General features: G+C 45.7%; 9 protein-coding genes. All 9 read left to right on the top strand.

Features of this window, described 5'->3' with window-relative positions; translation table 11 throughout:
• The first annotated feature begins 55 nt into the window (after positions 1 to 55).
• The 9 genes from dnaE (at position 56) to BLP85_RS06765 (ending at position 13,631) form a co-directional block, all read left to right on the top strand.
• On the top strand, positions 56 to 3,625 hold the full coding sequence (gene dnaE, locus BLP85_RS06805) for a DNA polymerase III subunit alpha (RefSeq protein ID WP_092819367.1): 3,570 nt from the start codon (positions 56 to 58) through the stop codon (positions 3,623 to 3,625).
• A gap of 34 nt (positions 3,626 to 3,659) precedes the next feature.
• Positions 3,660 to 4,517 (top strand): RNA methyltransferase, encoded by an 858-nt coding sequence (locus BLP85_RS06800; protein ID WP_092819366.1) that lies wholly within the window; start codon positions 3,660 to 3,662, stop codon positions 4,515 to 4,517.
• The gene (gene cysE, locus BLP85_RS06795; RefSeq protein ID WP_092819365.1) at positions 4,510 to 5,319 is read left to right on the top strand and encodes a serine O-acetyltransferase; all 810 of its coding nucleotides are present in this window, start codon (positions 4,510 to 4,512) and stop codon (positions 5,317 to 5,319) included. Before BLP85_RS06800 ends, cysE begins: the two co-directional genes overlap by 8 nt.
• A 111-nt stretch (positions 5,320 to 5,430) precedes the next feature.
• Positions 5,431 to 6,345: an ABUW_2363 family tetratricopeptide repeat lipoprotein gene (locus tag BLP85_RS06790; protein WP_092819364.1), complete on the top strand. Its 915-nt coding sequence runs from the start codon at positions 5,431 to 5,433 to the stop codon at positions 6,343 to 6,345.
• Positions 6,346 to 6,476: 131 nt separating this feature from the next.
• On the top strand, positions 6,477 to 8,486 hold the full coding sequence (locus tag BLP85_RS06785; RefSeq protein ID WP_092819363.1) for an esterase/lipase family protein: 2,010 nt from the start codon (positions 6,477 to 6,479) through the stop codon (positions 8,484 to 8,486).
• A 327-nt stretch (positions 8,487 to 8,813) separates the two neighbouring features.
• Complete coding sequence (mutS, locus tag BLP85_RS06780; RefSeq protein ID WP_092819362.1) at positions 8,814 to 11,450, top strand: DNA mismatch repair protein MutS; 2,637 nt, start codon at positions 8,814 to 8,816, stop codon at positions 11,448 to 11,450.
• Between the two features lie 200 nt (positions 11,451 to 11,650).
• A complete protein-coding gene (fdxA, locus tag BLP85_RS06775; RefSeq protein WP_067729501.1) occupies positions 11,651 to 11,974 on the top strand; it encodes a ferredoxin FdxA in 324 nt (107 codons plus the stop codon).
• A 143-nt stretch (positions 11,975 to 12,117) separates the two neighbouring features.
• A complete protein-coding gene (locus tag BLP85_RS06770; protein ID WP_092819361.1) occupies positions 12,118 to 12,831 on the top strand; it encodes a D-Ala-D-Ala carboxypeptidase family metallohydrolase in 714 nt (237 codons plus the stop codon).
• A gap of 134 nt (positions 12,832 to 12,965) precedes the next feature.
• Positions 12,966 to 13,631 (top strand): O-methyltransferase, encoded by a 666-nt coding sequence (locus tag BLP85_RS06765; RefSeq protein ID WP_092819502.1) that lies wholly within the window; start codon positions 12,966 to 12,968, stop codon positions 13,629 to 13,631.
• Positions 13,632 to 13,737: the final 106 nt, after the last annotated feature.

The following is a 13,737-nucleotide window of genomic DNA, read 5'->3' as shown; positions in this document are numbered from 1 at the left end:
CTGAAACAATAAATCCCGTGCTAAACTATCCAGTGGTTTTTGCAGGGACTCATTTATGCACTTTGTTCATCTTGGTATACATACAGAATTTTCAATTACAGAATCTATCGTACGTGTATCTGATCTTATTAAAGCTGCTGCAAATGACGAAATGCCAGCATTGGCCATTACCGACTTGTCCAACCTGCATGCTGCGGTAAAATTCTATAAAAAATGTCTGGATAAAGGCATTAAACCGATTTTTGGTTCTACCCTGCGTCTGAATGATGCAGAGCACAAAGTTACTTTGCTTGCCATGAGCAAAAAGGGATGGCGCAGCTTAACCGAACTGGTTTCTGAAGGCTATATCAGCGGGCAACAGCTGGATATTCCCTGTGTGCAAAAAGAATGGATTTTAAATCAGCAGGAAGATTTAATCGTTCTACTCGGCCAGCACAGTGATGTCGGCAAAATGCTGCTGACTTCCAACCCGCAAAAAGCAGAACCGCTATTGCAGGAATGGATTGAGAAATTCGGCAACCGTGTTTATTTGGCCTTAACCCGTACCAACCGCCCAGGTGAAGAAGACTTCATTCAGGAAGCGGTCAAACTTGCGAAAAAATACAATATAGGCGTGGTGGCGCATAACGACGTGCACTTCATTACACGGGATGATTTTGAAGCGCATGAAGCCCGGGTCTGTATTGCCGATGGTTATGTATTAGGCGATGACCGTCGCCCGAAAAATTACAGTCCTGAACAGTACTTTAAAACTGCCGCAGAAATGACGGAACTATTTTCAGATATTCCGACCGCCATTGAAAATACCTACCATATTGCCAAACGCTGCAACGTCAGCCTGCGTTTAGGCTTTAATGACTTGCCGGACTACCCGATTCCGGAAGGTCATACCATTGATACCTACTTTGCGCATTTGTCCGAACAAGGTCTGGAAGAACGACTCAACTTCCTGTATCCGCCCGAAAAGCGCGGTGAAGACTGGCCTGAAATTCGCAAACCCTATGACGAGCGTTTAGCCTTCGAAGTGAAGATTATTCTCGACATGGGCTTCCCGGGTTACTTCCTGATCGTGATGGACTTTATTCAGTGGTCCAAAGGCAACGGTGTCCCGGTCGGTCCGGGCCGTGGTTCAGGTGCCGGCTCACTGGTGGCGTATAGCTTGAAGATTACCGATCTGGATCCCCTGCGTTACGACCTGCTATTCGAACGTTTCTTGAACCCGGAACGTGTGTCGATGCCAGACTTTGACGTCGATTTCTGTATTGCCGGCCGTGACCGCGTAATTGACTATGTGGCACGGACTTATGGCCGGGATGCGGTATCGCAGATTGCCACTTTCGGGACCATGGCGGCCAAAGGTGCAATTCGGGACGTGGCACGTGTTTTAGGCAAATCTTATGGTCTGGCGGACCGTATTTCCAAAATGATTCCAACCAAGCCCTTGGGTTTGAGCCTGGAAGAATCGCTGGAAGCTGAGCCACAGCTCAAGGATATTGTCACCAATCCGTCCAACCCGGACAATGACGATGCCGCTGAAATCTGGGAAATGGCACTCAAACTTGAAGGCATTACTCGAAATACCGGTAAGCATGCCGGTGGTGTGGTAATTGCACCGACCAAGCTGACCGACTACTCAGCCGTGATGTGTGATGCCGACGGAACGAACCGTGTTGCCCAGTTCGATAAGGACGATGTCGAAGCGGCCGGTCTGGTCAAGTTCGACTTCCTGGGTCTGCGTAACCTGACCGTAATTGAAGATGCAATTAAGCATATCAACGCACGTGCGGATGTCACTGAACCGGTCAATATTTCCTATATTCCGCTGGACGATAAACCGGCCTACGAAATCTTTGCCAACGCCAACACCACTGCGGTATTCCAGTTTGAATCCGTCGGCATGAAAAAGATGCTGAAAGAGGCACGTCCAAGCAAGTTTGAAGAAATTATTGCCTTCGTGTCCCTGTACCGTCCGGGTCCAATGGATCTGATTCCTGACTTTATTCATCGTATGCATGGCGGTGAGTTTGAATACCTGCATCCCTTACTGGAAAAAGTTCTGGAACCGACCTACGGGATTATGGTGTACCAGGAACAGGTAATGCAGGCTGCACAGTTCTGTGCCGGTTACAGTCTGGGCGGTGCGGATTTGCTGCGCCGTGCCATGGGCAAGAAAAAACCTGAGGAAATGGTCAAACAGCGCCAGATCTTTATTAAAGGTGCTGCTGAAAAAGATATTGATGAAGCAACCGCCAACCATATCTTCGACTATATGGAAAAATTTGCCGGTTATGGTTTCAACAAATCGCATGCTGCCGCCTATGCCCTGGTTGCTTATCAGACGGCATGGCTAAAAGCGCATTATCCTGCAGAATTTATGTCCGCGGTGATGACCTCGGAAATGCAGAACACCGACAACATCGTGTTCCTGATTGATGACTGCCGTATTAATGGTCTGGAAGTTCTTCCCCCATCCATCAATATGTCCTTGTATAACTTCCATGCCAGCAGTCCGAATACCATTGTCTATGGTTTAGGCGCGATCAAAGGCGTGGGTGAAGCAGCAATGCAGTCGGTAATTGATTCACGCATGCAGGATGGTCCTTATAAAGACTTGTTTGATTTCTGCCACCGCGTAGACTTGAAAAAAATCAATAAACGCACCCTTGAAGCACTCATCCGTGCAGGTGCGATGGACTGTTTGGGCATTGAACGTGCCAGCCTGATGGCACAACTGCCTGAAGCGGTTCAAGCCGCAGAACAGGCTCGCTCTAACCGTGAAACCGGCATGATGGACCTGTTTGGTGAAGTTGAGGAAGTTCAGCGCAAACCCGCCAAACCGGTCAAACCGTGGTCAGATGAAGTTCGCCTCAAAGGTGAAAAAGACACCTTGGGACTGTATTTAACCGGACATCCGATTGATGTGTATCGCCCGGAACTCAAGTCTTTTATTCCTGCACGGATTAATGAACTCACGCCTACACGCCGTGGCGTAACTACCGTATTTGCCGGTCTGGTGGTGGATGTCGCCAACTTCCCGAACCGCATGATGGTGACTCTGGATGACGGCACTGCACGTATAGAAGTATCGGCCAATCACGAGCGTTTCCAGCGCTTTAAAGACATCATTCAAAATGAAAAAGTGGTGGTGATTGAAGGCGAGATTTACGAACGTGAAGGTTTTGACCGCCCTATGGGACGACTGACCAAAGCCTTTAGCCTGAATGAAATCCGTCAGAAACGTGCCAACAGCATTCAAATCAAGCTGAATGCGGAACACCTGAATGCTTCACTCAGTCAGGATTTACGCAAAATCTTAACGCCATTCTGCAATGTCGATATGTGCAATCATATCCCGATGCAATTACACATTGATTATCCTTATGCCTCTGCCGATATCAACCTGGGCTTAAACTGGAACGTGGCTCCACTGGATGAATTGCTGGCGAAACTACGTGACTATTTTGGTAAAGACGTGATTCACATTGAATATCAGGTCAAATCCAAAGCAGCCAAGGCCGTCAGTTACGAGCAGGCCATGCCTGCGAATGTCCCGCCGCCGCCAGCCAATGTGAGCATGGATGAAGCAATGGACATGTATCAGGCTGAAGCCACCCAATATTCCTAATTTTTTAAATATTTAAATTCAAATCGGACACCTTATGAGTCAAGTTGACAATGCTGTGGTTTCCGCACATCTCTCTCATGTGCGTATTGTCATGGTCAATACTACCTTGCCTGCCAATATCGGCAGTGCATTACGCGCCATGAAAACCATGGGCCTATCCAGGCTGGTACTGGTGCAGCCTAAAACCTATCCGCATCCGGATATTGATGCCCTGGCTGCAGGTGCAACCGATCTGATTGAACAGATTGAAATTGTACCGACGTTGCAAGAAGCGATTAAGGATTGCCATCTGGTGTTTGGCACCAGTGCACGTAGCCGCACCATTCCCTGGCCTTTACTGGATGCCCGTCCGGCTGCGGAAAAATCATTGCAGGCTGTAGTACAAAACCAGCAGGAAGTTGCGGTGATTTTTGGCCGTGAGGATCGTGGCCTGACCAATGAAGAACTGGCAATGGCCAACTATCATGTGACCATTCCGGTCAATAGCGATTATGGCGTACTGAATGTCGCCCAAGCCATTCAGGTGATTTGCTATGAAATGCGCATGGCTGCCATGGCATTGACTGAACAGAAGAAAGATCCGGAAGCCGCCATGCATGTCACCGATGAAATTGACATGCAGTGGGATGAGCCTTTGGTCACCCATGAACAGATGGAACAGTTTTACCCGCATATTGAAAAAATGCTGGCCGAAATTGAGTTTATGGACCCGAAAAACCCACGATTATTGCCTTTACGCTTGCGTCGTTTATTTGGACGTATACAATTAGATCGTATGGAATATCATTTACTGCGTGGCATCTTTAGCCGTGTACAGGCATTGAACAATGGTACATGGAAAAAATCTACAGACAAAACAACCGGTTCCTCAGAGGATCAATCTAATGCTTAAACAGCTCAAAGAAGACATCCAAGCTGTATTCGCGCGCGATCCTGCAGCACGAAACACTTTAGAAGTTCTCACTACCTATCCCGGCATTCATGCGCTGATCATGCACCGTATTGCCCATGAACTTTGGCAAAAAGAGTGTAAAGGCTCTGCCCGCCTGCTGTCTTCTTTTAGCCGTTTTGCCACCGGCATTGAAATCCATCCGGGTGCCAAAATCGGTCGCCGTTTCTTTATCGATCATGGCATGGGTGTGGTGATTGGCGAAACGGCTGAAATTGGTGATGATGTTACGCTTTATCACGGCGTTACCCTGGGCGGTACCACCTGGAACAAGGGCAAACGTCATCCTACCCTGGAAGATGGCGTGGTGGTGGGTGCAGGTGCCAAAATTCTGGGTCCCTTTACTGTCGGTAAAAATGCCAAAGTCGGTTCCAATGCCGTTGTCACCAAGGCAGTGCCTCCAAATACAACTGCTGTAGGAAACCCGGCCCGCTTCATTACCAAAGACCAGCCGAAAGATGCAGAAGAAGCCCGCCGTCGTGATTATGCAGAAAGTATTGGCTTCCAGCCGTATGCAGCCACACAGGACCAGTCAGACCCGATTCTGGATGGCATGCGTGTGCTGCTTGACCGGATTCAGCTCAATGAAAAACGCATGAACACCTTATGTCAGCGTTTATCCCTGCTCGATCCGACCTTTAAAAAACAGCAGCAAAAAGAACAGCCTTATAGTGTTGAAGAACTTAAAATTATTGAAGATGTGCGCCGTGAATGCGAAGCGCAAAGCAGCCAATCCAAAGCCTAATTGGCTGTTCTGAATATTAACAAGCCCTTACTTGTATGTTCCTGAGAGTTTTTTTAGACTGAGGAACATACCTATTTCCCAATTTTAAAATTAAATGAACGGATGATCTCTATGACCCTTAAGCCTTTGGCATGTACATTAATTGCTGTTGCTTTACTCTCAGCGTGTAGCTCGACACCGACAAAAGATAAAAAATCGAATGCACCAATCGTTTTCACTGAACCTGAATTAACCGCTCCATTTTATGCGCTAAATCCATTTAACTATGATGCACCGCCTCCATTTGAAATTGCCTTACAAAAAGCTGCTGCACAGCCTGTAACCAAAATGGAAGTCACACTTCCAGGTGACCCGAGTAAAAAAGTGACCCTGGATGTCAACAAGCTGATTATTCCTACCGTCAACAGCAAGCAGCGTAATGTAAAATATGCAGTCATGGCGGGTGAAAATGAATTTGATGTCACCGAAATTGATGATTTCTTGCAGTTGGTCGAAGGCAAGGCACGCCATTACCCGCCTCGTTTTACTGAACGTCAGGAACGTAAAGGCTTTGAAGCCAAGCTCAAACAAGTGACTCAGCAGCTTGATACCCTGGCTGCTAGAGACAATGCTTCTTTTGATGTATTGATTCGCGCATTTAAAGCCAGTGTTATGGCGCGTAACCTGGACCTGGGTTCAGTCTATACCACCAAGTCTTTAACTTACGCACAGCGCATTTTAAAAATTAACAAAGAAGATGCCGAGGCAAACTTCTGGTTCGGTTTTGGCCTGTCTGAAGGCGGTGGTCAACGTGAAGCCATTCCTTATTTGGACAAAGCCATGAAGGCAGGTGTGCAGGAAGCGTATTTATCTGCGGCAAACAATTACATTGCCATGGAGCAGAAGAAAAATGCGATTCAAGTCTTGAAAAATTACAAGGTGAAATATCCGCAGGAAGCTGAAGTTGCTGACCGTTTAATTGCTGAAATTGAAAAGCAAGGTCGCTGGAATGTATGGCAGGTACTTAACTCGGCTAAAGCACCTTAATTTTTGCTTTTTTAATGAGCTTTTTAAATAGACCGTTCAGAACGGTCTATTTTTTATGCACGAATTGAAAATTAAAACAAATATCGTATGATGAAGAAAAACTCAAACAAATACTCACGTAGACCATCTTTATGCCAAAACAAATATATAAAGTTTTATTTGCCTCGCTGCTGAGTAGTTATCTGCTCACTGGGTGTCAAATTGTCAGCGTCAAAAGCCAAGGCATTAATGTCACGATTGCCAATGAACGTGAAAGTATTCTTACCCGCAATAAATTGAGTGAAGCCAGTTTAAATGTACTGTCCATGACCGGTCGTGAAGCTAAAATCTGTTCCGACCAACCCGACCAGTGTATTCAGGAACTGCAACAGATTCCGCAAATTCAGGACGAACAGCTGCTCTCTACCTCCAGCGAAATCTACCTGGCCAAAGCCTTGGAATTTGAAAATTCTTCTGAGTGTAAAACCAGTACCTTAACCAGTACCCGATCCGAAGAAAAACAGAAACAGCAACAACTGACCTATGATAAATGTCTGGATCAGCAACTGTATATGCTGGATAAAAGCATCCGCTACAGCTATGCCTACATGTTTAAAACCAAACGTCAGCCCAAAGACCGGATTTTTGACAACCGGCAGGTGCAAATACGTGATTTTTATAATCTGGCACTGGCCAAACTGGTAACTGCTTATGCCTTGCGGCATAAACCTACTGTAGTTGAGCCGCAGGTCAAGGTCGGCAAAAGTATTTATCAGATCAACTTTGATTACTATCCACAGCTCAAAAATCAGAAAATCGAGCAGCTGCTTTCCAGTTATAACCTGAATTTTTCAGGTTTACGCTCCATTAACCGTCGTGATGGTTTTGGTTCAGAATTTGTCCTGGTTCTACCGCAGGTCAAGGATGATATCGGCGAAGGGAAAAATAAATATATTATCGACCCGATGAATTTCAGCTACAAAAACGGCGTCAATCCGAATATTCATCAGGCCCGCTATTTGGCTGCAACCCTGACCGCACAGCCCAAAGCGGCCAGCAATGTAGAAGACATTTTAAACAATGCAGAATTTGAAATAAAAGCCTTTGATCCGTACAAATATGATCAGGTCAATATGGCAGGCAAGACCTATCCGCTGGCTGGAAACTTTTCTACGCCTTATGGCTTATGGCTGGCACAGAACAATCTCGGCCGGGCAGCCTATTTAACCCTGATTGACCGAGATGACCATCTCACCATGCCGCATTTATATATGCTGGAACCGTATAATCCGAATAAAAAAGTGATTGTCTTAATCCACGGTCTGGCCAGTAGTCCCGAAGCATGGATTCGTCTGACGAACGACATTATGGGTGACACGGTACTGCGGGAAAATTTTCAGGTCTGGCAGGTGTTCTATTCAACCAATATGCCGATTATGGAAAGCCGCTTCCAGATTTATGCCCTATTGACCCAAGCCTTTGCGCAGGTCGATGCCAATGCCCCGGCCAAAAAAGATGCAGTGCTGGTTGGACATAGCATGGGCGGCATTATTGCCCGGCTTTTGGTCAGTGATGCAGACGTGACCAAAAAAGCGTTATCGATGATGAATAATCGTCAGTTAAACAAGTTTCAGAAATTACCGATTATTTCGCAGCGTCTGGTCATCAAGGACATTCCTAATTTCTCCCGTGCGATTTTTTTGGCCACTCCGCATCGGGGAACCGATTACGCCGATCGCTGGTTTACCAAGGCGGCACGTAAAATCATCCGTATTCCCGGTGCTTTCCTCTCTGCGATTAGCGATAGCATACAAACTCAGGATCTGGATTTGAAAGAGCTGTTACAGCAGATCGATCATGGCCTGATTCAAAATGGGCCGAGTGATTTAAGTTATCAGTCCAAGTTTATTGAACTGAGCAAAGACATTAGCCCGCGTAAAGGATTAGCCTTTCATTCCATTATTGGCAATATCACCGATAGTCGCGATATCAATGTGATCACGGATGACGTGGTGCGTTATAAGAGTGCCCATCTGGAGGGTGCCGTTTCGGAAAAAATTATTAAGGGGGGGCATTCCATTCAGGAAACACCGGAAGCCGTTTTAGAATTGCGCCGTATCTTGCGTCTGCATCTGACCAGGCTGGGCCTGCATCAGCCCTAATGTCCGCTTGAGTTTTCCAGCCACATCGACCGGCAGCGTCATGTTCATTGCCGGTCCGATGCCCCTGCTATGCCCGCATAACACTGTTCTTCTAATTTTTATCCATTTACTGCAAAGCATTTTTCGCAATTCATGCAAATTTGATAAGATGTCTGAGCGACTGAAACGCCGTTTTTTCATAGCTCGGTTTGGCTTGAAAATAACAATAATGCTCAAGCCAGCGTCTAGGATTTTACGATGAGCGTTTCATGCATAAATTTGAAATTGGTGAGACAGCCAAGTTTTTTAAAGATTCGATGTATTTAAATATTTAAGGATTTTACCTCAATGAGTTACCCGGAAATCATGGCTGATCTTTCCACTTTAACCCCGATGATGCAGCAGTACATGAGCGTCAAAATGCAGCATCCGCACTCCCTGATGTTCTATCGTATGGGTGACTTTTATGAACTGTTTTTTGACGATGCCCATAAAGCCGCCAAATTATTGGGGATTACCTTAACCCACCGCGGAAAGGCCAATGGTGAACCGATTCCCATGGCAGGCGTTCCCTATCATGCCGCTGAAGGCTATTTGGCCCGCCTGGTGAAAAAAGGCGAAACCGTGGTCATTTGCGAGCAGCTGGGCGAAGTGACTGGTAAAGGTCCGGTTGAACGCGGTGTGGTACGTATCATTACGCCTGGCACCCTGACCGATGATGCGTTATTGAACAGTCATCAGTCTTCCAATCTGGTTGCACTTTGCTTACATCAGGGGCAGATTGGTATCGCACTGCTGGATTTGAGTGCCGGTATTTTCAAGGTGCAGCAACAGGAATTTCAACAAGAGCAACTGGCAATTGAACTTTCACGCTTAATGCCAAGTGAAATTGTGGTAGATGAAGATATTGTCGATCCGAATATTATCGAGCAGATAAAAAAGCAGCTCGACTGCCCTGTGACCCGTCGTCCCAATGTCGACTTCAACTTAAATAATGCGCAAAAAACCTTATGTGACCAGTTTGCAGTCGCTACCCTTTCCGGTTTTGGAATTGATCATTTACCACTGGCCAAGGCTGCGGCAGCGGCACTGATTCATTATGCCAAAGAAACCCAGAAAACCGCTTTACCGCATATCCGCTCCATTCAGCTGGAACAAAGCAGTGACTTTATTGCTTTAGATCCGGTCACACGACGTAATCTGGAACTGGTGGAACCGTTATTCGAACATGGAACCTCCCTGTTCCAGCTCATTAATGACTGCCAGACTGCCATGGGCGCTCGACTGCTGAGCCGTACCCTGATGCAGCCCTTGCGTGATACCAAAATACTGGATGCCCGTCTGGATGCCATTGCCGCCATGTTGGGTGGTTATCATGAAGCACCGATTCGTCTGGTCCTTAAAGAGATCAGTGATATTGAACGTGTGCTGAGTCGCGTGGCTTTAGGCAGTGCACGTCCACGTGATCTGGTACAGTTACGTCAGGCCTGTGCGCAAATTCCTTTCTTGCGTCATGCCCTTCAGCCAATGGTACAAGCCAAGCAATCTGGTCTGATTCAGCAACTGACGGATGAACTGGGGGATTTTCATGGCCTGCATCAACGCCTGATGTCGGCCATTGTTGAAAATCCGCCGGTATTACTCCGTGATGGCAATGTCATTGCCGAAGGCTTTGACAGTGAACTGGATGAGCTGCGTAAAATCCGCGATCATGCAGGCCAGTTCCTGATTGATCTGGAAACTCAGGAGCGCGCCAACACCGGCATTTCAACCCTGAAAATTGGCTATAACCGGGTCAGTGGCTACTATATTGAACTGACCCGTGCCCAAGCCGAGCAGGCACCGGATCATTACATCCGTCGCCAGACTTTGAAAAATGCCGAACGCTATATCACGCCCGAACTAAAATCTTTTGAAGATAAAGTCTTGTCGAGTGAATCACGTGCCCTTGCGCGTGAAAAAATGCTGTTTGAAATGCTGCTGGATGAATTACGTCAGGACATCGGCAATTTACAAATGATGAGCAGCGCGATTGCACAGATAGACATGCTGGCCAATTTTGCCCATCAGGCCCGTTTACGCAACTGGTCCCGTCCAGAATTCAGCCCTGAAATTGGGGTCAAAATTGTGGCAGGCCGTCACCCGGTGGTGGAAGCCTTAAGCAAAACCACCTTTACTCCGAATGACACCAGCTTAGATTACAATCACCGCATGGCCATTGTGACCGGGCCGAATATGGGCGGTAAATCGACCTTTATGCGCCAAACCGCGTTGATCAGTTTACTGGCCTATTGCGGTTCCTATGTGCCTGCCAAGTCCGCAGTATTAGGGCCTATTGATCGGGTGTTTACCCGTATCGGTTCAGCAGATGACTTATCCACCGGAAAATCGACCTTTATGGTGGAAATGACCGAAACTTCGCAAATTCTGCATCATGCCACCAACCAGTCTTTAGTGCTAATGGATGAGGTCGGACGCGGAACCAGTACTTACGATGGCCTGTCGTTGGCCTGGGCCTGTGTAATTGACCTGAGCAAACGGATTAAATGCCTGTGCTTGTTTGCCACGCATTATTTTGAACTCACTGAACTGGGCAAGGAATCGGGAATTGATAACTATCATGTCACGGCCAAGGAACTGAACGGTAATTTAATCCTGCTGCACAAGGTTCAGCATGGCCCTGCCAGTCAAAGTCATGGCTTACAGGTGGCAAAACTGGCCGGTATTCCTGCCAGCGTAATCAAAGAGGCGCAAAACCGCTTGAAGATTCTGGAAAAGCAGCAGCAGCAACAGGTCAATAAAGTGATACAGAATGATCTGTTTAGCGCAATCGATGAACCAGCTGTAGAAGTTATTGAACGTGTAGTGGAAATTGAAAAAGATGTGCCTGCACTGAATCTGTTAAGGTCGCTGGATGTGGATAATCTTTCTCCTCGCGAAGCCTTGCAACAGATTTATGCCTTAAAAGATGCCCTGGAAAGCTAATTTAAATCTGTGCCAGAAAAAGACTTCTAAATAGAAGTCTTTTTCATTTACTACATATATTTAAATAAATATTCAATTTTTATTAAAATTAACAGCCTTATATATAATAAATATCAATAAAAGCAATTGTTACTTAGCCGCATTTTTGCCTAAAATACAGCAAGAGTAACTAGAACCATATTTTTTAGGTAGCTGTCGCCATGACCTTTGTTGTCACTGAAAATTGTATTAAATGTAAATACCAAGACTGCGTAGAAGTTTGTCCGGTAGATTGTTTCTACGAAGGTCCAAATTTCCTCGTGATTAATCCAGATGAATGTATTGACTGTGCATTATGCGAACCTGAATGCCCGGCAAATGCTATTTTCTCGGAAGATGAGTTACCTGAAGGTCAGGAAGTCTTTATTGAACTGAATGCTGAACTGTCGCAAAAATGGCCAAATATCACTCAAATTGGTGACCAGCCTGCCGATCGTGAAGAATGGAACGGTAAAACAGACAAGTTACAGTATCTGGAAAAATAAGACTGTTCCTGGACTTGCAAAAAAAGATCAGCATTTGCTGATCTTTTTTTATACTTAAAAAAACATTTGATTGCAATATTTTCAAATTTTATCCTTCAAATTGGATTAAAATAGCTCGTATTTATAAATATTTGATTTCTATAATGAAGCATGTTTTAAAGGGCTTACTGGGCTTAAGCCTAGTCCCACTTGTCATGATTGGATGTAGCACATCTCCTCATAAACAAGGGCAAATACCCGATGGAAAACGGATCTTCATTCCTCAAGAACGTATTAGCCTTGAGCGCCCAATTCCACCTAAAACAGTACCTTATGTTTATAATTCATGGATTGCCATCGGCGATAATTTACATCGTGTCCGTGAATATGAAAGTTTTCTGGAACGCAATGGGGTCGGCAATATTATTCCGAGTTTCGAATTGTTGCGTTCTGCTCGTGACTGGCAAAAATGTGGCCGTGCCCAATACATGATTCCAAATCGTGAATTGTGGAACAATCAAATTGCAACCTTACGCGTCTTTAAATATCTGGTTGCCGCCAAAGTGCTTACCGACTTTGAAGTGACCTCCGTTTATCGTGATTTGCCGCTTAACCAGTGTGCCGGTGGTGCAAATTCATCACGTCACTTATTCAATTCGGCAATCGATTTTCGCATTGGACCTGCAGTTCCCCAAGCTGAAGATTTTGCTTTTATTGAAAACACCAAATTTAAATTGTGCCAGTTTTGGGCCCAGTACGGACAAAGCCTGAATATGGGGTTGGGCTTGTATGCTTCTGGTCAAATTCATATTGATACCCAAGGTTACCGTACCTGGGGACCAGACCTGTCACGCCACAGCTCGATGTGTAATTTTTAAAACCGTGTATTGCAGTAAAAAAGAGATCTTGCTGATCTCTTTTTTATTTCCTCTTTTCAATAAATCAAAACGATAAATTGCACTCTGAAAGGAAAGGTTTAAAATGCATGCATCGCAACACAGGTGACCAGACTATGCAACAAATGTGGACAGAGATTGATGCTTACATCGATGCACATTTAATTCCAGAAGACCCCATTCTGCTACAGACATTAAAAAACACTGAAGATAAAGGTTTTCCAGATCACCTCGCCGTCGCGCCCAATCAGGGCATGCTGCTGCAAATGCTGATTCAGATGAACAAATGCAAGCGCGTGCTTGAACTGGGTACTTTTGCTGCCTACAGCACCATGTGGCTGGCTCGTGCCCTGCCTGATGATGGCTACATTCTGACCATTGAAGGTCGTGATACCCATGCAGCTTTGGGTCAGGAAAACATTGATCGTGCCAAACTTCCGCAGACCATTGATCTTAAAGTCGGTCGTGCTGCAGATGTATTAAAGGCATTACCTGCCGATTTTGAGCCCTTTGACTTTGTGTTTATTGATGCCGACAAACAAAGCTATGCAGAGTATCTAGAACTCAGCTTAAACCTGTCCCATTCAGGAACCATTATTGTGCTGGATAATGTGATTCGCGCCGGTGAGATCATTAATCCGGACAATCACAAACCAAGTATTGAGGGCATTCGCGATATGTTTGCGGCCTTGCAAGACCATCCTCGAATTCTCTCGTGTACCGCATTACAAACCGTTGGCAGCAAAGGCCATGATGGATTTGCCCTGGCCATAGTGAAATAATATGACACAAAGGTTAAAAAACAGTCTTTTTGTTTTTCTATTTTTTTATTAATAACTTACAAATACTGTCCATATAGTTATCCACAAGTTATGCGGATAACTATGT

Origin of the sequence: Acinetobacter kookii, assembly GCF_900096895.1 — a bacterium.
Taxonomy (GTDB): domain Bacteria; phylum Pseudomonadota; class Gammaproteobacteria; order Pseudomonadales; family Moraxellaceae; genus Acinetobacter; species Acinetobacter kookii.
The sequence above is the reverse complement of the archived record's forward strand: the minus strand, read 5'-3'. Positions and strand labels throughout refer to the sequence as shown.

Coding starts and splice junctions, on each gene's coding strand:
- dnaE (WP_092819367.1), top strand. CDS start 56: ATGCACTTTGTTCATCTTGGTATACATACAGAATTTTCAATTACAGAA.
- BLP85_RS06800 (WP_092819366.1), top strand. CDS start 3,660: ATGAGTCAAGTTGACAATGCTGTGGTTTCCGCACATCTCTCTCATGTG.
- cysE (WP_092819365.1), top strand. CDS start 4,510: ATGCTTAAACAGCTCAAAGAAGACATCCAAGCTGTATTCGCGCGCGAT.
- BLP85_RS06790 (WP_092819364.1), top strand. CDS start 5,431: ATGACCCTTAAGCCTTTGGCATGTACATTAATTGCTGTTGCTTTACTC.
- BLP85_RS06785 (WP_092819363.1), top strand. CDS start 6,477: ATGCCAAAACAAATATATAAAGTTTTATTTGCCTCGCTGCTGAGTAGT.
- mutS (WP_092819362.1), top strand. CDS start 8,814: ATGAGTTACCCGGAAATCATGGCTGATCTTTCCACTTTAACCCCGATG.
- fdxA (WP_067729501.1), top strand. CDS start 11,651: ATGACCTTTGTTGTCACTGAAAATTGTATTAAATGTAAATACCAAGAC.
- BLP85_RS06770 (WP_092819361.1), top strand. CDS start 12,118: ATGAAGCATGTTTTAAAGGGCTTACTGGGCTTAAGCCTAGTCCCACTT.
- BLP85_RS06765 (WP_092819502.1), top strand. CDS start 12,966: ATGCAACAAATGTGGACAGAGATTGATGCTTACATCGATGCACATTTA.